Below are 17,927 nucleotides of genomic sequence, written 5' to 3'. Positions count from 1 at the left end.
GACTCCTGCAAACGGATAGACCAAAAAACCGGCGGCCCACGGCCCCCTGCCATTACCCACACACAGCCCCCGGCGGCTCATTTTCCTTGCGCCTGTTTAAGCTCCAGCACGTCTTTGGGGGTGACCATGTCGCCCTTGTTGTTGCCCCAGGCGTTACGTTCGTAGGTCACCACCGCGGCAATATCAACTTCCGAGAGCTGCTTGCCGAAGGCTGCCATGGCCGTCCCCGGTTTGCCGAAGAACACCCGGTGCAGGTGATCGGCAGCCGGTCCGGTAGCGATCGGCGAGCCTTTGAGTGCCGGGAACATCGGCGGCAAGCCCTGACCTTCTGCCTGGTGACAGGCCACGCAAGTGGTGTGGTAAACCTTGTCGCCACGGGCCACCAGTTCGTCGAGGGTCCAGTCCTTGCTGGTCAGTTCCTTGAGCTGAGCAGCCTGGGCCTTGCGGTCTGCGAGCCAGGCGTCATAGTCCGCACGGGTTTTGACATCCACCACGATCGGCATAAAGCCGTGGTCCTTGCCGCACAATTCGGCACACTGGCCACGGTAAATGCCGGGCTTCTCGATACGGGTCCAGGCTTCGTTGATAAACCCCGGAATAGCGTCGCGCTTGACCGCGAAGGCAGGCACCCACCAGGAGTGGATAACGTCCGCCGAGGTCACCAGAAAGCGCACTTTGGCACCGATCGGCAGCACCAGCGGCTCGTCCACCTCAAGCAGGTAATGTTCGCCCTTGGGGGCCTGGTTATGAATTTGCTCGGCGGGGGTGGCCAGGTTGCTGAAGAACTCGACATCCTGACCCAGGTATTTGTAATGCCACTTCCACTGGTAGCCCGTGATCTGGATGTCGACATCCGACTCACTGGAGTCATAGATATTGATCAGGGTTTTGGTTGCGGGGATGGCCATCAAAATGAGGATAACCAGAGGCACGACCGTCCAGAGGATTTCGACCGTGGTGCTTTCGTGGAATTTTGCTGCTTGCTGCCCGGTGGAGCGCCGATGAACGATCATCGACCAGAACATGGCACCAAACACGATGATGCCGATCACTACACAGATCCAGAAGATGGTCATGTGCAGGTCGAATACCGCGTTGCTGACTTCGGTCGCGCCCGGCGTCATGTTCACGGTCCAGGCAGCTTGCGCCTGACCGAAAACCGACCACAACAGCAGGCCCATCCATAGATTTGGATGTCGCTTCATTGCGGGTTCCCCTTTGTTTTTCTTGTTATTGCGCCGGTATCAACCTGCGTTACAAGGGGGCGGTTTTCAAACCCTGTGAACCTGGACCGCCGAGCCTCGTCTGCTCAGGCAGTCGGGCGACATCAAATAACGGTTACAAAAGCGAGTATAGACACCGACACCAGCCCCGCAATGTAAGGGGTCAAAACAGTGAAATAAGGCCACATCGACAAATGGCACTCACTGCCCGGTCACAAAATGAATAACAATACTTCCCCTGAAAAAAATCCCTTTGCGTTTAAAGGGCTACTTTTATAGCTCTTTTTTGTCTTGCAACCCCCCTGGAGTTCCCATGAACACCGCCGCCATCCGCGCGCAGATCTCGCGTGCCCAAGAACATGAGGCCGAAACGAAGCAGCTGGCCCAGCATCTGGCCAAGCAACTGCCGCACCTTCATGCCGCAATCGAGCTGCCTGATACGGATAAAAACGTCGTGATGACCCGCTTTGTCAGCGCCTACATCGAGCAGGTGCCCGACTTGCTGGATGCTGCCAACGCAGTCGCCCGTGAGGCGGGTATCGAGTCGCAAATCAAGCCGGTACTGAAAATCGCCGAGCAATATTTTGCCCAGCCGCTCCCGCTGCTCGATGGCCATCCGGGGCTTGAAGGTTTACTGGACGAAGCCTATCTGGCGCACCGCCTGGTCGAAGAGGTCAACGATCTCTACATCAAGCACCTGGGTCAGCCGTTGATTCCTCTGGACATGACAGTGGCCAACCTCATCGCCCACCAGTTAATCGGCGAGGCCTTTGCCAACCAGCTGGACGAAGCCGTGCACCATGCGCTCGACGAGATGCTTAACGACGAAAGCTTTGCCGTGGAATCGGTCGATGCTTACCGCGAACGGCTGACCAGCCCCGAGACGGGCGCTGCCTGGAGCCGCTGGCCTTGTCTGTCCAAGCAACTGGGCGTCGGCCTGAACCTGTAGCAGCCGGCGTGCTCGCGAGCGCCTTCAGAGCAGTGTCCGAGAAAGCGCAGAGCACGCGAGCAAGGATAAGCGCCTAAAACCTGGCTTTGGGCGTAGCGCTTGGAATCGGGCTGGTGCCATCCAGCGGCAGGAAGGCGCCTTTATCGGCGTCGTAGGCTTTGATCTCGCTGGTTTCGATGTCGTATACCCAGCCGTGAATAAACAGATGCCCGTTGGCCATGCGCGACGCCACCGACGGGTGTGTGCGCAAATGCTGCAGCTGGGCAATCACGTTTTCTTCAGTCAGCACGTGCATGCTTTCAGCTTCATTGGCGCAGTTGCAGTTGTCCTGCACCATGGTTTTGGCCACTTCAACGTGGTGCAACCAGGCTCTGACCGTGGGCATCTTTTTCAAGCTTGCCGGGTTGAGTACGGCGCGCATCGCCCCGCAATCCGAATGTCCGCAAATAATGATGTGCTGCACGCCCAGTGCCAGCACCGCGTACTCAATGGCAGTTGAAACACCGCCATTCATCTGGCCATAGGGTGGCACCACGTTGCCGACGTTACGCGTTACAAACAAATCGCCCGGTGCACTCTGGGTGATCAGCTCAGGCACGATGCGCGAATCGGCACAGGCAATAAACATCGCACGCGGGTTCTGTGCCGTGGCAAGTTTTTTGAAGAAGGCTTCTTGTTCAGGAAAGATTTCGTGATGGAAGTGCAAAAAACCATCAACGATATGGTGCAGTGCAGAATCAGCACTTTCGGTCGCTGCCGAGGGCTGTGGTTTCGGCTTGTCAGTCATGATGGATCCCCTGGGCAAAATGGCACCGGATATTACCTGAACTCATTTATACGCTCTACACGCCCTTGCAGGAGCGGGTTTGCTCGCGCCGGTATTTCCCGGCCGGCCCGCAAATCCTCAGGCCTCAAGCTGCGCTAGAGCCCGCGCGGCGTCTTCCAGCTGCAGCTCGTTAAATACCTGTACCCCGGCCCCCGCCAGCAATGCCGCCGTGACGCCCTGGCCTGCAACCTTGATCCCGCCAAAGCTGCCGTCATAGGTCTGCACATTGCCGCAAGACGGACTATTAGCCTTGAGGATAGCAATACCAATACCGTGCCGAACCACCAACGCCAGCGCCTGTTGTGCCCCGTCCATAAAGGCCGCGGTCACATCTTCACCCTCGCTGGTCATCACCGGCGCCAGGCCGTTGAGCACATCGCTCCCCTGGCCACCGGGTATTTCTGCCGGAGCACGCGGCGTCGGCAAGCCGCCCGCAACTTCCGGGCACAAGGCAATGATCCGGCCTTCTTCCTGCCATCGGGCCAATTGCCCGTACGGACCACTGGCGCCGCCGTCATAACGCACGCGATGGCCCAACAGGCAACGACTGACCAGCAACTTCTGGCTCATACAAATACCTCGGTGGCGCGCCGGCGAAACCAACCGGTCAACGACAGGCGGTCGCGGGTCGCAGGCATGACTTCGTGGGGAATCTCGCCCGAGAGAAATACCACCAGACAACCGCCAACCGGAAGTACGTCATAGTCGAGGTCGCCATCCAGATACATGCGCAAATGCCCGCCATGCTCAGGCAACCATGCCTGATTGAGGTAAACCACGGCCGAGACCATGCGCCGGTCATCATCGCGGAAACGGTCCAGATGCTTGAGGTAGAAAGCTCCGGGCGGGTAGAGGGCGAAATGACTTTCAAAGTCCTCCAGGCCCAAAAAAAGCCTGCGATTCATGGCGATTCGCAGGCTTTCCATTAACCCCAGATAATTGTCGCAGGCTAAAACCTCTCCCGGCTCCAGCCATTGAATATGGTCGCCGCGAATACCCTCGCGGACTTCCTGGGTAATGCCCCTTCCGACTGCGGCCGGGGTCAGTTCACCTTCGGCCGAACGTTTTTGGCACTCGGCCGCCAGTTCGAGGGTCAAAGCCTCGGGCAGAAAGATGTTTTGCTGTGACCATCCCTGTGCGTACAGGTCGTCGACGATGCGTAGCAACAGCGGATGATCAGTAGGTATTTGCATGCCGCGCATAATATCGACACGCCTGAAAATCCGACAGCTCCGTCGAGCTGGCGGAGCAGAAATAATCAACCGGAGTATTTAAAGCCTCTTGGAACGAGCGAATTCTCGACAAGTCCTACGCCGCACCCGGACAATAGCGCCCTGCAGACAGGAGTCCCTCATGCGCCGCTTGTTTTTACTATTGATGATGTTTTGCACGTTACCCGCATGGGCAGATAACCTCGATGATCTGTTTACGACTGCCGGGTGGCCAGAACAGCGCGCGCATTTTGTTGATGCCCTTACTGCCGCCCAGGAGCGCTATCGCAATAACTTGCCGCCGGCGGTTTATCAGGCCCTGGTCAATAACAGCAGCCTGCGCTTTGCCCCCGAAGCAATGGACCGGCGCGCCAAAGAGCAGATGCGTAACCACCTGCCAGACCCTGTTCCCGCACTGACCTTTTTCCAGTCGCCGCTGGGCCGCCAGATTGTGGCTGCTGAACTGCTGGCTACCCGCCGCGATCAGTTGGCCAAACACGCCCAAGGCTTGCCGCGCATCGAGGCCAGCGCCACCCGTCAACTGCTGATCAACCACTTGTCGCGGGCGCTGCCAGCCCGTGAAGCCGGTGCGGAAGTCACTCTGGCGATTGCCGGGATTGCAGCAGACAGTTTGAGTTCGATGATCCCGGGGTTGCTCGGAGGCGGTCAGGCCCAAGGCATGTTGAATGGCCAGCGCCAGCGCTTGATGGAGCAACTTGCCGGTGAACTGGATAACACGTTGCTCTACGTGTATCGCGACCTGTCTGATCCGGAACTGGAAGAGTTCGTCACCTTTGCAGAGTCGCCTGCCGGGAAAGCCTATTATCAGGCGGCACTGGCAGCTATTCGCGCCGGGCTGGCCGTGGGCCAAAGCACGTCAAGCCTGTCGCAATAACCAACGTCCCGTAGGAGCAAGCTCGCGCCTACAGATGTTGATCCAGAAACGCGAAATAACGCTCGCGGATCTCGGCAGTTTCATTCGCCAGATGGTGCCGGGCCTCTGGCAGCAACAGCACCTGAGGCTGATCGAATTTCGTTTTCAGCACCTCAAGGTTATGCCGCCAATCAACGGTTTTGTCCGCTTCGCCCTGAATCACCAAGGGCCGCCGGGAGCAGGCTGGCGCACTTTCAATACGCGGAATCCAGCGCGCCAGCGCACCGACCCAGGCCGTCGGCAGACGCACCGGCTGCAACGGATCGGCCTGCAGGAACGGCAAGAAGTCGGGATCGTTGGAGTTCTCGCTGAAACGCCGGGCAATGCCTTTGACGAAGGCTCTGAGCAGGTAATAGCTGAACTTCGACCAATTCCAGTCCTTGGGCCTGATCAACGGTGACAGCAGAATCACCTGCCCTTGTGCCGGGCTTTGATCGCCCTGACGCAGCACATGATCAAGCACAATCGCGCCACCGGTACTTTGCCCGCACAGGTGCCAGGGTTGCGGCAAAGCCAGTGACTGGGCCTCGATAAACAAACCTTGCAGCACCGCCTGGTACTGCGCGAAATCATCAATGCTGGCCCGCTCGCCACTGGAAAGCCCATGCCCCGGCAAGTCGCAGGCAATGACCACGAATCCGTGATCCAGGCCCCACTCAATCACGTGCCGATACAGCCCCATATGATCGTAAAAACCATGGATGACGAATAGCGTCGCCTCCGGGGTGGACGCTGGCCACCAGACCTGACTGACCAGCTCGTAGCCGCCGGCACTGAAGCGCCCCAATTGCCGGCGCACCGGCACCTTGCGCTGCGCAAAATCCAGCCCGTAGAACTGCTGATACGCCAGCCCCTCGCGCGATAATGGCTGGCCATCGTGCAAAGGCTGCAAGCTGGCACGCAAGGAATCGGGGGCAAACGGGGCAGGCATAAGAATTTCCAGACGGGGCGCACGTGCGCAAAACAGGCTTTATAGACCGACGATATTCATCTGTCCGTTCAAGCATGGCAAGCTACGCGGCCTTCGAGGACCTTTTTGCATGCCTGTGCCCACCTTAAAAACCCTGCTTGCCTGCCTGCTGGTGCTGATATGTGCAGCGGGGTTGTGGACGGCCTACGACTGGTTCCAGGGCCGCTATATCCGCGCCTTCAGCGACCAGACCGCACTGTTCGCCGGAGATGTCCTGAGCCTGCCCGCCGAGCTGTCAGGCCCGGGGCCCATCCGCGTGGTGCATTTCTGGGACCCGGCCTGCCCGTGCAATGTCGGTAACCAACAACACCTCAGCGAATTGCTGGCGCATTACGTGCCGCTGGGCGTCGCGTTCTACTCCGTGCAAAAGCCCGGCACCCATGGCCAGTTACCCGCCACCCTGGGCGCAATAAAGCCCTTGGCCAGCCTGCCCGGCGCCGAGCATCTGAGCGCCAGCCCGGCCGTGGCTATCTGGGACCGCAGCGGCCAGCTGGCCTACTTTGGCCCCTACAGCGAAGGTGCCACCTGCAACGCCAGCAACAGCTTTATCGAACCCGTCCTGCAGGCCCTGAACGAAGGCCGCCCGGTAAATGCCACCCACACCATGGCCGTGGGCTGCTATTGCCCGTGGCAGAATGACCGCGCTTCCCCCTAAGGCGCTTCGGTGCGAACCAATTACAAGGAGTTGCACCATGAAACGCAGCCTGACCCTGGCCGCCCTCGTTATTGCCGTCATCGCGGGCGGTGGCGTCTGGTATGTGCAAAGCAAGCTGCCCACCCGCCAGGGCCAGGTAGCGCTGGACGGGCTGCAGGGGCCGGTCGCGGTACGGTATGACGAGCGCGGGGTGCCGCATATCCGCGCAGCTAACCAGACGGATATGTACCGCGCCCTTGGCTATGTACAGGCGCAGGACCGCCTGTTTCAAATGGAGATAATGCGTCGCCTGGCGCGGGGGGAACTGGCCGAGGTACTCGGCCCCAAGCTGATCGATACCGACAAACTGTTCCGCAGCCTGCGCATTCGCGAACGTGCCGCCAGCTATGTCGCCGAACTGGACTATCAGTCACCTTCGTGGCTGGCCCTGCAAGCCTATCTGGACGGGATCAACCAGTACCAGGCCAGCCACGCCAGACCGGTGGAGTTTGACCTGCTGGGCATCACTCCGCGGCCATTCACCGCCGAAGACACGATCAGCGTCGCCGGCTATATGGCTTACAGCTTTGCAGTCGCCTTTCGTACGGAACCATTGCTGACTTACGTACGTGACCAGTTAGGCAGCAACTACCTGAAAGTCTTCGACCTGGACTGGCAACCCCGGGGCGTGCTGAGCGCGGCACTGTCGAGCAACGACTGGAAAAACCTCGGTTCCCTCGCCCGGCTGAGCGATCAGGCCTTGAATCAGGCCGGCCTGCCACAGTTCGAAGGCAGCAATGCCTGGGTCGTGTCGGGCAAACGTACCCAAAGTGGCAAACCGCTACTGGCAGGCGATCCGCATATCCGCTTCTCGGCGCCGGCGGTATGGTACGAAGCGCAGCTCTCGGCGCCCGATTTTGAGCTCTATGGCTACCATCAGGCCCTGGTGCCGTTCGCCTTTCTGGGCAACAACCGCGATTTTGGCTGGAGCCTGACCATGTTCCAGAACGATGATCTGGACCTGATCGCAGAGAAGACCAATCCCGACCACCCGAATCAGGTGTGGTACCACGGCCAGTGGGTCGACATGAGCAGCAGCGAGCAACAGATTGCGGTCAAAGGCCAGGCACCGGTGACCCTCACCCTGCGCCGGTCCCCCCACGGTCCGATCATCAACGATGTACTCGGATCTGCCGCCGGCAGCACGCCGATTGCAATGTGGTGGGGCTTTCTGGAAACCCGGGACCCGATTCTCGAAGGCTTTTACCAGCTCAACCGCGCCGACACCTTAAACAAGGCCCGCACGGCCGCCACCTATATTCACGCACCGGGCCTGAACCTGGTGTGGGCAAATGCCAAGGGCGACATCGGCTGGTGGGCAGCGGCGCAATTGCCCAAACGCCCGGCAGGGGTCAATCCCGCGTTCATTCTGGACGGCAGTACCAGCCAGGCAGACAAAGTCGGTTTTTATCCGTTCAGCGCCAACCCCCAGGAAGAGAATCCCGCGCGGGGCTATATCGTATCGGCCAACTTTCAGCCGGTATCGCCTGCCGGCATAGAGATCCCCGGTTACTACAACCTGGCGGACCGCGGCCAGCAACTCAATCGCCAGCTCAGCGAACCCGGCGTGAAATGGAACCTGAAGAACAGTCAGGCGCTGCAACTGGACACCCGCACCGACTACGGGCAGCGTGTGCTCAAACCGCTGTTGCCAGTGCTGCGTGAAGTAGTCAGCGATCCGGCCGAACGCCAGCTGGTAGAACAACTGGCGCAATGGCAGGGCGATTATCCGCTGGACTCAACGGCCGCCACGCTGTTCAACCAGCTTCTGTTCAGCCTGGCTGACGCAGCGATGAGTGATGAGTTGGGGGATGTTTATTTCGACACCTTGCTCAGCACCCGGGTGATCGACGCCGCCTTGCCACGCCTCGCCGCAAACCCGGATTCGCCGTGGTGGGACAACCGTAATACGGCGCACAAAGAGACCCGGGCCGAGACAGTCAAGGTCGCCTGGCAAACCAGCATTGCGCAGTTGAAAGCCACCATGGGCGACGACCCGGCGCAATGGCGTTGGGGCAAGGCGCACACCTTGACCCATGACCACCCGCTGGGGCGGCAGAAACCGCTGGACTGGCTGTTTAACGTCGGTCCATTCGAGGCCCCCGGCAGCCACGAAGTACCCAACAATCTCAGCGCCAAACTCGGCCCGGCCCCCTGGGCAGTGACCTACGGCCCCTCAACCAGACGTCTGATCGACTTTGCCGAGCCGTACCACAGCCTGACCATCAACCCGCTAGGGCAAAGCGGCGTACCCTTCGACAAACACTACCGCGACCAGGCCCGACCCTACATTGAAGGCGACTACAGCATCCCGCATATCGACGAGACAGAAATCCAGCTCAACACCCGCAGCGTCTTGCGACTGGTGCCCAAGCAACTGTAGGAGCGAGCTTGCTCGCGAGCTTTTCAATTCGACAGCCAGCTCGCTCCTGCAGGGTCCGTTCAGTCAACCCAATGCGTAATGCAGCACGATGCCCACAAAAATTGCCAACCCGGCCCAGTGGTTGTGCAGGAAGGCTTTGAAGCAACGTTGCCGGTCGCGGTCGCGGGTATACCAGAACTCCCACACGAAGCACCCGGCCGCGACCAGCAGGCCGAGGTGGAACCAGACGCCAAGCTCGAAGTGCGCGCCCGCCAGCAGCAGACAACCCAGCGCCAGGCCTTGCAGGGTAAGGATGATCACGCGATCAGCATCGCCAAACAGAATGGCCGTGGATTTGACCCCGATTTTCAGGTCGTCTTCACGGTCAGTCATGGCGTAATAGGTGTCGTAGCCCACGGTCCACAGCAGGTTGGCGATATAAAGCAACCATGCCGCGGCAGGCAGGCTGCCAGTTTCAGCGGTGAATGCCATGGGCATGCCCCATGAGAACGCTGCACCCAGCACCACTTGCGGGTAGTAGGTGTAGCGCTTCATGAACGGGTAGCTCGCCGCCAGCGCCAGACCGCCGAATGACAGCCAGATGGTCGGGGCATTGGTGCACAGCACCAGCAGGAAACTTATCCCCATCAGCAGCGCAAAAAACACCAACGCCTCTTTACCGCTGATTTTTCCGCAGACCAACGGCCGCTGCTCTGTACGTTTGACGTGGCCATCGACTTTGCGATCGGCAAAGTCGTTGATTACACAACCGCCGGCACGGGTCAGGATTACGCCGAACACAAAGATCAGCAGGTTGCTCAGCGAAGGCACACCCTTGGCGGCAATCCACAGCGCCCACAGCGTGGGCCAAAGCAGCAGGTAGATGCCGATGGGCTTGTCCATGCGGGTCAGCTGGATGAAGTCCCAGGCGCGAGGGTTCAGGCGATTGAGTGACTTGAGCAGGCGCACGTACATTCAGTTGTTCTCCGGCCGGGCACTCAGGGCGGCCCACAGTTTGGGTAAAAACACCTCGGCCACCAGCACGCTCAACGCTCCGCGTACAAAGCGCGAGCGGCGGCCCCATAGCTGATCTGCCTGATCGGCGGCAGGCAACCAGCCCCGGGGGTAGTGACACACCTGCAAGGCGCCGCGAGCAAAAGCCTGATCACAAAACAGCAGTTCACCCAGAGATCGGGTGCCCAGCTCGTCCATGTTCAGTGCGCCATCTTCCAGCGCACTTTTCGCCGCCACGCTGCGGGCAAACACCCACGGCTGTTGATGCCCGTGCAAATACACTTCGCGCACCCAGCCCTGGCTGCCTTCGGGCAGGCTGAGGGCTGCACATTCATCCTGGCGCAAGGCCTGCCAGCCCTCAAAGAGCGGCTGCACACTAAAGGCACCCTCCGAGAGCACAGTCAGACGTCGGGTCAAAGAGCCTTGATCGAACAACCAGTCGAGGGTTTGTTCATCAGGCAATACAGGAAGCTGGTCTTTTTCAAGCCAGACAGGGGAGATCAGCGGGTAAGTTATGTGCGGCACAGTGGGTCATAATTGGCAGCCATTGAGGCCGGCGAGCTTATCACGCGGATCTTTGATTGAGCGGCCGAGGATTATTTGGCAGCGATCGTGCTTGCATCTACCGGTCGTCATCAGTACAAAACGCCCTGAATTGACGAGAGACCTGGCGAATCTGAAAAAGCCTGTGGCCTCGTATTAGCCTGAACTTGAGGAAGAACCCGATGAAAAAGTGGCAATGCATCGTATGTGGACTGATTTATAACGAAGCCGACGGCTGGCCGGATGACGGCATTGCTCCCGGTACGCTGTGGCAAGACGTACCTGAAGACTGGCTGTGCCCGGACTGCGGGGTTGGCAAAATGGATTTCGAGATGATCGAAATCAACTGATCTACCCCCCTCAAAACCTGACTCACCCCATGGAGATTGGAATGAACGCACCTGTCGTGATCGTTGGTACCGGGCTGGCGGGCTATAACCTGGCCCGGGAGTTTCGCAAGCTGGACAGCGAAACCCCGCTGCTGTTGATCACGGCCGATGACGGCCGCTCCTACTCCAAGCCCATGCTGTCCACCGGCTTTGGCAAGAACAAAGAAGCTGACGGCCTGAGCATGGCGATGCCTGGTGCCATGGCACAACAGCTCAATGCCCAGGTGCGTACCCATACCCGCATCAGCGGAATCGACCCGGGCCACAAGCAGCTGTGGATCGGTGAAGAAGCCGTTGCCTATCGCGACCTGATTCTGGCGTGGGGCGCGCAAACGGTGCAGGTGCCGGTGGAAGGGGATGCCCAGGATTCAATCTTCCCGATCAATGACCTCGAAGATTACGCCCGCTTCCGCGCAGCCGCCGCGGGCAAGCGTCGGGTTCTGATTCTGGGCGCAGGCCTGATCGGCTGCGAGTTTGCCAATGACTTGATCGCAGGCGGCTATGAAGTTCATCTGGTCGCACCCTGCGAGCAAGTCATGCCAACCCTGTTGCACCCCGCGGCGGCGGCAGCAGTCCAGGCGGGCCTTGAAAGCCTGGGCGCGCGCCTGCACCTGGGCCCGGTTCTGACCCGCCTGCAGCGCACCGATGACGGACTCCAGGCACATTTGTCAGATGCCAGCGTGATCGACTGCGATGTGGTGGTATCGGCCATTGGCTTGCGTCCGCGCATCGATATGGCGGCTGCCGCCGGGATCCGGGTCAACCGCGGGATCGAGGTGAGCCGTCTGCTCAAAACCTCCCATGACAACATCTATGCCCTGGGCGACTGCGCCGAGGTCGATGGGCTGAGCCTGTTGTATGTGATGCCGCTGATGAGCTGCGCCCGGGCACTGGCACAAACCCTCGCAGGCAATCCCACTGCTGTCAGCTACGGTGCGATGCCGATTACGGTCAAAACCCCGGTTTGCCCGCTGGTGGTGTCACCCGTGCCACGTGGCCATGAAGGGGTCTGGACCGTGGAAGGCCAGGGCGCAGATATCAAAGCCTTGTGCCGCGATGCTGAAGGCAAATTGCTAGGTTATGCACTGACGGGTGAGGCTGTTCGCGAAAAACTGGCGCTGAACAAAGAGCTGCCGGCACTTTTGGCGTAAATACGGTTAACTCTGTCGCATATGACATTGCCTTGCTTTAACAAAGCCGGTGCAGAGGCTGGCGCCGGCCTTGGCCGCGTGCCATTCTCACACCGGTCTGCCGCAGAGTAGAGCCTGCGGCGCCTTGGCGCTGCTCCATAGAGAGCAGCACGGACATAACAACAAAAAACCGTCAAAGAGGCTTCATCATGCGTAAACCAGATCTCGCCAACGCTATCGCCGAAAAGGCTGACCTCACCAAAGAGCAAGCCAACCGCGTACTCAACGCAGTGCTTGAAGAAATCACCCAGGCCCTGCATCGCAAAGACAGCGTGACGCTGGTCGGTTTCGGCACCTTTATTCAGCGCCATCGTGGCGCTCGCACCGGACAGAACCCGCAAACCGGTGAGCCGGTAAAAATCAAGGCCAGCAACACCGTCGCTTTCAAGCCGGGCAAGTTCCTGAAAGACAGCGTCAATCCATAAAGCACTGAGTGGCCGCTGCTCGTAACGGCCTTGAAGAATGGGCAAGCTGGCTCGGCTAGCGGCCCATTCTTGATATCTTCCCACTCAATCGTGCGGCCATAAGTGGCAAAACCCCCACCATCTACGCCAATCCATGCAGATATATGGCGTTCCTCGTTCAAATCGTTACACTGCGCCGGCTATTTAATTTTTCCCCGAGGCCGCGTACATGAAATTTCGTTTTCTGCTCTGGATGCTGGGCTTTTTGATGGGCAAAGCCAGCCGTAAAAACCCTGCTTTTCAGCAGCAACTGGTCGATAAGGACCTGGTTTTCCAGCTGCAAACCCTCGATGGCACAGTGGCCCGTCACTTCAAAGTCAAAGATCAGCGCATCACCAGCCATTCGGGCACGTACCCCGACCCTGCATTTTCCATCAGTTTTAAAGATGCAGCCTACGGCTTCGCCACCCTGCAGGCGAAGAACAAGCAGCTGGCATTCATGACCGGGATTCAGGACAAATCGATTCAGATCAAAGGCAACCCGGCGCTGGTCATCTGGTTCCAGGGCCTGACCAAGTACCTCAAACCGCGCAAAAAGCCCAAGGCCTGATACTTCAACCGTAGGAGCGAGCTTACCTCGCGAGCTGTTTACGCTTGGAAGAGCTCGCGAGCAAGCTCGCTCCTACAGGTAACGGCGGGCTAAGCCCGGCCAAATTGCGCTGCCATTTCGCGAAACAGCACCTCCGCCTCCAACACTTTGCTGACAACGTCTTCAGCCTTTTCGCGGGGGACGCCCAGCCGTTCGAACACGGCGTCGGGAAGTGGCGCACAGGATCCGGTGCCGATTGCCCGGCTACGCAACAACCCCAGTGCCACGCAGACCAGGTTCGGGAAGTGTGCATCAGCGCCGCTGAAGTGCGGATCGTGTTGAAAACGCAACGCCGTCGCCAATTCTGGCGGCATGCCCCAGTACCGCATCACCCAGGCGCCCATTTGCTCGCGGCTGATGCCCAGCAAATGCTGTTCGATGACGCCATGGCTGACGTGCGGGTTGACTTCAAGGTGACGGCAAATCAATGAGAAGTGCGGCGGAAACACATGGGCCAGGAGCAAATAGCCGAAGTTGTGCAACAGCCCGGCCAGGTAGGTGAGGCCGACTTCCGGACGCTGGGCCCGGGGCATGGCCCGGGTCAGCCCTTCGATGACCGCTGCCGTGTAGATCGACTGCTGCCAGTAGGGGACGCTTGATTGCGGATGATCCTTGGGCACACCCAGGCTTTTCCCCAGCGCCAGACTCAGCGCAAGGTTGATCACCAGATCGACCCCCAGCACCCGCATGATGGCGTCTTCAACCGAACGGATTTTACTTTGTGAGGCGTAGTACGACGACGATGCCCAGCTCATGACCTGTGCCGCCAGCGCCGGGTCGGTTTCGACAACACTGGTAATTTCATCGATGGTCACGTTCGGGTCGACCCGCAACCGCATGATTTTGCGCACGCTCTCGGCCAGGGGCGGCAACTCGATGGTGTCTTCCAGCCGTTGCTGGATTCGTCGCGCGGTGAATGCCTGGACCGCCCGGCAGATCGCCGCGCCATCATCGTCGGCATGATCAGGGTTAAGCGTGATGGCACTCACGGACTCGCCAAAACGACCGCCGCTGGCATTGCTCAGCAGAAGCCTGAAGTCTTCCCGGGTCATCTCCAGCCACAAACCGGGCTCCCCCCCGCCGACCAGCAACAGAGGCTGCTGCAGCAATTGCTCTTCATACAGACATGGCGAGCCGATGAGTGCCGGCACGCCCGGCAACAGGCTCAGGTTGTGTCTGCCGAGCATCTGCTCAAGCCGCTCAGGTGCGATAGCCGTCATGCGCCGGCCGGTTAAATCAGCCAGACGATTGAGGTCGAGCAAGTGGCTCTGCGCGAACAGCACCATCAGCACGCCCACCGAGTCCTCGAGCAACACAGCCTGGACCTTGCAGCCCGGGTTGAGCCCGGGGTGGTCGCGGACTTCTCGACAGGTAATGCCCAGATCAGCAAGCAGCCGCCGGATGACCGGCGGTGTGCTTGAAAAGGCTGGAGCGCCGGCGACTTCAGTGAAGATCTGCATTCGATTCCTGCAACTCAAATTTGGTAAGCGTTACTTGATCGGCCGCAAATCTGATTACTGAACGAAATTTCATACCTGGCCATATTGCTGGCCATGCCTGAGCCAGCGGTCCAGCAGTGGACTGACATGGCTCGGCCAGCGTTCAATCAGGGTCAGGGCGGCGTCGCGCACGGCGGGTAACAGGTCGGCATCACGCATCAGGTCAGCCACTTTGAATTGCAGCAGGCCGGTTTGCCGGGTGCCTAGCATTTCGCCGGGACCGCGCAGCTCGAGGTCTTTTTCGGCGATCACAAAACCATCGTTGGTCTCACGCATGATGCCCAGACGCTGGCGCCCGATTTGCGACAGCGGCGGGTGGTACAGCAGCACGCAATGACTGGCGGCGCTGCCCCGGCCTACCCGGCCACGCAACTGGTGAAGCTGGGACAGGCCCAGACGCTCGGGGTTTTCGATGATCATCAAACTGGCATTGGGCACGTCAACGCCTACTTCAATTACCGTGGTGGCGACCAGCAACTGCAATTCGCCAGCCTTGAACTGCGCCATGACTGCGGCCTTTTCTGCAGCCTTCATGCGCCCGTGAATCAGGCCCACGCGCAACTCGCCCAAGGCACTGGAGAGGTCTTCAAAGGTGGTCTCGGCGGCCTGACAGGTCATCTCTTCAGACTCTTCAATCAGGGTGCATACCCAGTAGGCCTGGCGGCCTTCGGCACAGGCTGCACGTACCCGCTCGATCACTTCGATGCGCCGCGTATCGACCACCAGCACGGTATTGACCGGGGTTCGCCCGGGTGGCAGCTCATCGAGAATCGAAGTGTCGAGGTCGGCGTATGCGCTCATGGCCAGCGTCCGCGGAATCGGCGTGGCCGTCATGATCAACTGGTGCGGACACATCACACCGCCCACCCCTTTGTTGCGCAGGGCCAGACGTTGCTGAACGCCAAACCGGTGTTGCTCATCGATGATCACCAGAGCCAGGTTCTTGAACTGCACCTGATCCTGAAACAAGGCATGGGTGCCAACGACCATGGGCGCGCCATTGGCAATTTGCTCCATCGCACTGGCCCGGGCCTTGCCTTTGAGCTTGCCGGCCAGCCATGCAACTTCAAGACCCAGCGGCTCCAGCCAGCGCTTGAAGTTGATGTAGTGCTGCTCGGCGAGGATTTCCGTCGGCGCCATCAGCGCCACCTGGTAGCCGGCTTCCAGCGCCTGCAAGGCGGCCATCGCAGCGACCACTGTCTTGCCTGCCCCCACATCGCCCTGAATCAGGCGCAGCATGGGTTCAGGCTGACTGAGGTCGTAGGCCACTTCGTTGCCGACTCGCACCTGGGCGCCGGTGGGCGGGAACCCCAGGTTGGCCAGAAACTGCGCGGGCAGTTTTTCGGCTTTGGGCAAAGCGGGCGCCTGCTGGGAGCGCAGGCTCTCGCGCAATCGCTGCTGCGAGAGTTGATGGGTCAGCAGTTCCTCAAACGCCAGGCGGTGTTGCGCCCAGTGATGGCCCAACGCGAGCTCTTCGACATCGGCGTCGGCCGGCGGCTGATGCAGATAGCGAATGGCTTGATCCAGCGGGGCCAGCTGGTGCTCCTTGGCCAACTCCGCCGGCAGCCAGTCAGGCAAGCTGCGCGGGCCGAGCAGGGCGAGGCTTTGCTGGCTGAGCTGGCGCAGACGCTGCTGGGTCAGACCTTCGGTTGTAGGATAAATCGGTGTCAGCGTGGTATCGACCGGAGGCGGCTCATCGCCGGTGATGGCACGGTATTCCGGATGGTAGATCTCCAGCCCCGATGCGCCGGGGCGGGCCTCGCCATAGCAGCGCACTTCGGTGCCACGCTTGAGACTTTCTTTTTGTGCATTGCTGAAATGGTAGAACCGCAGGCTCAGGCCCCCGGTGCCATCATTGATCCGTACCAGCAAGCTGCGACGCTTGCCCATGACCACATCAGCGCCGATCACCCGGCCTTCGACCACCGCATCCTGACCGGGGCGCAGGGCGCCGATGGGCACCACGCGAGTCCGGTCCTGATAGCGCAACGGTAAATGGAAGAGCACATCCTGCAGGTTTTCCAGGCCCACCTTGGCCAATTTTTCTGCCATGGCCTCGCCTACGCCCTTGAGCGCGGTGACCGCCACTTTCGACAACTCGGTCATCGGCAGGCTTACTTCGCGGCAGGCGGCTTGGCCACCGAACACAGGCGGATCGAGTCGGCGAGGATTTCAATCGCCTTGGGCCGCGGAAAGCTGGCACGCCAGGCGATGGCGACTGTACGAAAAGGTACCGGCGGAGTCAGCGGACGCACAGCCAATATGCCCGGGGCATAGTGGTGACTGTCGACAGCCGACAATGGCAGGATCGAAATGCCCAACCCTGAAGCAACCATGTGCCGAATGGTTTCCAGCGAGCTGGACTCGACCGTGGTGTGCTGCGAGCCGTCCTTGCCTTTGGCCAGGGTCGGACAGGCTTCAAGCACCTGGTCGCGGAAGCAGTGTCCTTCGCCCAGCAAGAGCAGGCTCTTGTCGTTGAGCAGACTGGCATCGATGGTCTCTTTCTGCGTCCATGGATGCTCGCTGGGCATCAACACGTAGAACGGCTCGTCGTAGAGCGGCAAAGTCAGCACATCGGCTTCATTGAAGGGCAGAGCGATGATAATCGCGTCCAGTTCGCCGTTGCGCAGCTTGTCCCGCAGTACATGGGTGAAGTTTTCTTCGATGTACAACGGCATTTGCGGGGCGACCCGGTGCAGCTGCGGAATCAGGTGCGGAAACAGGTACGGGCCTACGGTGTAAATGGCGCCTACCTTGAGCGGAGCGGTCAGCTGGTTCTTGCCGGCCTGGGCCAGTTCACGAATGCCCTGGGCCTGCTCCAGTACCTTTTGCGCCTGGGCAACGATACCTTCGCCCACCGGGGTAAGGCGCACGGCACTTTTGCTGCGCTCGAAAATCAGCACACCGAGTTCGTCTTCCAGTTTTTTCACACCCACCGACAAGGTCGGCTGGCTGACGTGGCAACGTTCAGCCGCGTGGCCGAAGTGTTGTTCTTGGGCGAGCGTAACGATGTAGCGTAATTCTGTAAGCGTCATAGCGGGCGTCCCTGTGGCTGCGAGCCAAGCATAGC

At 59.9% G+C, this 17,927-nt stretch carries 18 protein-coding genes; 8 read left to right on the top strand and 10 right to left on the bottom strand.

Going from position 1 to position 17,927, the window contains the following annotated elements; all coding sequences use genetic code 11:
- Positions 1 to 77: 77 nt before the first annotated feature.
- Entirely contained in the window at positions 78 to 1,205 is a 1,128-nt protein-coding gene (coxB, locus tag WG29040_RS18515; RefSeq protein ID WP_127196653.1) for a cytochrome c oxidase subunit II, read from the bottom strand.
- Between the two features lie 331 nt (positions 1,206 to 1,536).
- On the opposite strand from coxB, the gene WG29040_RS18510 reads away from it, so the two are divergent.
- Positions 1,537 to 2,172 carry a hypothetical protein gene (locus WG29040_RS18510; protein WP_127196652.1) on the top strand — a complete coding sequence of 212 codons (636 nt, stop codon included), beginning with the start codon at positions 1,537 to 1,539 and terminating at the stop codon, positions 2,170 to 2,172.
- 73 nt (positions 2,173 to 2,245) lie between these two features.
- On the opposite strand, the gene WG29040_RS18505 is transcribed toward WG29040_RS18510, so the two are convergent.
- The 3 genes from WG29040_RS18505 to WG29040_RS18495 form a co-directional block, all read right to left on the bottom strand.
- Positions 2,246 to 2,959 carry a carbonic anhydrase gene (locus tag WG29040_RS18505; protein WP_003437726.1) on the bottom strand — a complete coding sequence of 238 codons (714 nt, stop codon included), beginning with the start codon at positions 2,957 to 2,959 and terminating at the stop codon, positions 2,246 to 2,248.
- A gap of 117 nt (positions 2,960 to 3,076) precedes the next feature.
- Complete coding sequence (locus tag WG29040_RS18500; protein WP_003437728.1) at positions 3,077 to 3,568, bottom strand: DUF523 domain-containing protein; 492 nt, start codon at positions 3,566 to 3,568, stop codon at positions 3,077 to 3,079.
- Positions 3,565 to 4,200, bottom strand: a complete 636-nt coding sequence (locus tag WG29040_RS18495; protein WP_003437729.1) for a 2OG-Fe(II) oxygenase — start codon at positions 4,198 to 4,200, stop codon at positions 3,565 to 3,567. Before WG29040_RS18495 ends, WG29040_RS18500 begins: the two co-directional genes overlap by 4 nt.
- Positions 4,201 to 4,351: 151 nt before the next feature.
- On the opposite strand from WG29040_RS18495, the gene WG29040_RS18490 reads away from it, so the two are divergent.
- Positions 4,352 to 5,104, top strand: a complete 753-nt coding sequence (locus tag WG29040_RS18490) for a DUF2059 domain-containing protein (protein ID WP_003437731.1) — start codon at positions 4,352 to 4,354, stop codon at positions 5,102 to 5,104.
- 28 nt (positions 5,105 to 5,132) lie between these two features.
- Here the strand turns inward: WG29040_RS18490 and WG29040_RS18485 are convergent, their stop codons facing one another.
- Positions 5,133 to 6,074 (bottom strand): alpha/beta hydrolase, encoded by a 942-nt coding sequence (locus tag WG29040_RS18485; RefSeq protein ID WP_127196651.1) that lies wholly within the window; start codon positions 6,072 to 6,074, stop codon positions 5,133 to 5,135.
- 109 nt (positions 6,075 to 6,183) lie between these two features.
- Here WG29040_RS18485 and WG29040_RS18480 point away from each other — a divergent pair, with 109 nt between their 5' ends.
- Positions 6,184 to 6,768: a DUF6436 domain-containing protein gene (locus WG29040_RS18480; RefSeq protein ID WP_003437734.1), complete on the top strand. Its 585-nt coding sequence runs from the start codon at positions 6,184 to 6,186 to the stop codon at positions 6,766 to 6,768.
- Positions 6,769 to 6,805: 37 nt separating this feature from the next.
- Entirely contained in the window at positions 6,806 to 9,190 is a 2,385-nt protein-coding gene (locus WG29040_RS18475; protein WP_127196650.1) for a penicillin acylase family protein, read from the top strand.
- 63 nt (positions 9,191 to 9,253) lie between these two features.
- Here WG29040_RS18475 and ubiA read toward each other — a convergent pair whose 3' ends face one another.
- Both ubiA and WG29040_RS18465 read right to left on the bottom strand, forming a co-directional pair.
- On the bottom strand, positions 9,254 to 10,144 hold the full coding sequence (ubiA, locus tag WG29040_RS18470) for a 4-hydroxybenzoate octaprenyltransferase (protein ID WP_127196649.1): 891 nt from the start codon (positions 10,142 to 10,144) through the stop codon (positions 9,254 to 9,256).
- The gene (locus WG29040_RS18465) at positions 10,145 to 10,708 is read right to left on the bottom strand and encodes a chorismate lyase (RefSeq protein ID WP_127196648.1); all 564 of its coding nucleotides are present in this window, start codon (positions 10,706 to 10,708) and stop codon (positions 10,145 to 10,147) included. It abuts the gene before it with no gap.
- A 200-nt stretch (positions 10,709 to 10,908) separates the two neighbouring features.
- Here WG29040_RS18465 and WG29040_RS18460 point away from each other — a divergent pair, with 200 nt between their 5' ends.
- From WG29040_RS18460 to WG29040_RS18445, 4 genes are all read left to right on the top strand, one after another.
- Entirely contained in the window at positions 10,909 to 11,076 is a 168-nt protein-coding gene (locus WG29040_RS18460; protein ID WP_003437744.1) for a rubredoxin, read from the top strand.
- Positions 11,077 to 11,117: 41 nt separating this feature from the next.
- Positions 11,118 to 12,266, top strand: coding sequence for an NAD(P)/FAD-dependent oxidoreductase (locus WG29040_RS18455; protein WP_127196647.1), 1,149 nt, complete (start codon positions 11,118 to 11,120; stop codon positions 12,264 to 12,266).
- A gap of 188 nt (positions 12,267 to 12,454) precedes the next feature.
- Positions 12,455 to 12,730: an HU family DNA-binding protein gene (locus WG29040_RS18450; RefSeq protein WP_003437750.1), complete on the top strand. Its 276-nt coding sequence runs from the start codon at positions 12,455 to 12,457 to the stop codon at positions 12,728 to 12,730.
- A gap of 208 nt (positions 12,731 to 12,938) precedes the next feature.
- On the top strand, positions 12,939 to 13,319 hold the full coding sequence (locus tag WG29040_RS18445; protein ID WP_003437753.1) for a hypothetical protein: 381 nt from the start codon (positions 12,939 to 12,941) through the stop codon (positions 13,317 to 13,319).
- Between the two features lie 89 nt (positions 13,320 to 13,408).
- Here WG29040_RS18445 and WG29040_RS18440 read toward each other — a convergent pair whose 3' ends face one another.
- The 3 genes from WG29040_RS18440 to WG29040_RS18430 all read right to left on the bottom strand — a co-directional run bounded on the left by WG29040_RS18440 (position 13,409) and on the right by WG29040_RS18430 (position 17,892).
- On the bottom strand, positions 13,409 to 14,818 hold the full coding sequence (locus WG29040_RS18440; protein ID WP_127196646.1) for an aminoacyl-tRNA deacylase and HDOD domain-containing protein: 1,410 nt from the start codon (positions 14,816 to 14,818) through the stop codon (positions 13,409 to 13,411).
- Positions 14,819 to 14,887: 69 nt separating this feature from the next.
- On the bottom strand, positions 14,888 to 16,963 hold the full coding sequence (recG, locus tag WG29040_RS18435; protein ID WP_003437759.1) for an ATP-dependent DNA helicase RecG: 2,076 nt from the start codon (positions 16,961 to 16,963) through the stop codon (positions 14,888 to 14,890).
- Positions 16,964 to 16,971: 8 nt separating this feature from the next.
- On the bottom strand, positions 16,972 to 17,892 hold the full coding sequence (locus tag WG29040_RS18430; RefSeq protein ID WP_003437762.1) for a hydrogen peroxide-inducible genes activator: 921 nt from the start codon (positions 17,890 to 17,892) through the stop codon (positions 16,972 to 16,974).
- Positions 17,893 to 17,927 lie beyond the last annotated feature (35 nt).

Origin of the sequence: Pseudomonas sp. PAMC 29040, from assembly GCF_003994535.1 — a bacterium.
GTDB lineage: Bacteria > Pseudomonadota > Gammaproteobacteria > Pseudomonadales > Pseudomonadaceae > Aquipseudomonas > Aquipseudomonas paraversuta.
This window is presented reverse-complemented; position numbering and strand designations above follow the sequence as displayed.

What these genes read in the sequence shown, in the direction of transcription:
- WG29040_RS18430 (WP_003437762.1), bottom strand. Translation starts at nt 17,892, where the DNA reads ATGACGCTTACAGAATTACGCTACATCGTTACGCTCGCCCAAGAACAA.
- coxB (WP_127196653.1), bottom strand. Translation starts at nt 1,205, where the DNA reads ATGAAGCGACATCCAAATCTATGGATGGGCCTGCTGTTGTGGTCGGTT.
- WG29040_RS18490 (WP_003437731.1), top strand. Translation starts at nt 4,352, where the DNA reads ATGCGCCGCTTGTTTTTACTATTGATGATGTTTTGCACGTTACCCGCA.
- WG29040_RS18445 (WP_003437753.1), top strand. Translation starts at nt 12,939, where the DNA reads ATGAAATTTCGTTTTCTGCTCTGGATGCTGGGCTTTTTGATGGGCAAA.
- WG29040_RS18460 (WP_003437744.1), top strand. Translation starts at nt 10,909, where the DNA reads ATGAAAAAGTGGCAATGCATCGTATGTGGACTGATTTATAACGAAGCC.
- recG (WP_003437759.1), bottom strand. Translation starts at nt 16,963, where the DNA reads ATGACCGAGTTGTCGAAAGTGGCGGTCACCGCGCTCAAGGGCGTAGGC.
- WG29040_RS18495 (WP_003437729.1), bottom strand. Translation starts at nt 4,200, where the DNA reads ATGCGCGGCATGCAAATACCTACTGATCATCCGCTGTTGCTACGCATC.
- WG29040_RS18485 (WP_127196651.1), bottom strand. Translation starts at nt 6,074, where the DNA reads ATGCCTGCCCCGTTTGCCCCCGATTCCTTGCGTGCCAGCTTGCAGCCT.
- WG29040_RS18480 (WP_003437734.1), top strand. Translation starts at nt 6,184, where the DNA reads ATGCCTGTGCCCACCTTAAAAACCCTGCTTGCCTGCCTGCTGGTGCTG.
- ubiA (WP_127196649.1), bottom strand. Translation starts at nt 10,144, where the DNA reads ATGTACGTGCGCCTGCTCAAGTCACTCAATCGCCTGAACCCTCGCGCC.
- WG29040_RS18500 (WP_003437728.1), bottom strand. Translation starts at nt 3,568, where the DNA reads ATGAGCCAGAAGTTGCTGGTCAGTCGTTGCCTGTTGGGCCATCGCGTG.
- WG29040_RS18450 (WP_003437750.1), top strand. Translation starts at nt 12,455, where the DNA reads ATGCGTAAACCAGATCTCGCCAACGCTATCGCCGAAAAGGCTGACCTC.
- WG29040_RS18440 (WP_127196646.1), bottom strand. Translation starts at nt 14,818, where the DNA reads ATGCAGATCTTCACTGAAGTCGCCGGCGCTCCAGCCTTTTCAAGCACA.
- WG29040_RS18505 (WP_003437726.1), bottom strand. Translation starts at nt 2,959, where the DNA reads ATGACTGACAAGCCGAAACCACAGCCCTCGGCAGCGACCGAAAGTGCT.
- WG29040_RS18510 (WP_127196652.1), top strand. Translation starts at nt 1,537, where the DNA reads ATGAACACCGCCGCCATCCGCGCGCAGATCTCGCGTGCCCAAGAACAT.
- WG29040_RS18455 (WP_127196647.1), top strand. Translation starts at nt 11,118, where the DNA reads ATGAACGCACCTGTCGTGATCGTTGGTACCGGGCTGGCGGGCTATAAC.
- WG29040_RS18475 (WP_127196650.1), top strand. Translation starts at nt 6,806, where the DNA reads ATGAAACGCAGCCTGACCCTGGCCGCCCTCGTTATTGCCGTCATCGCG.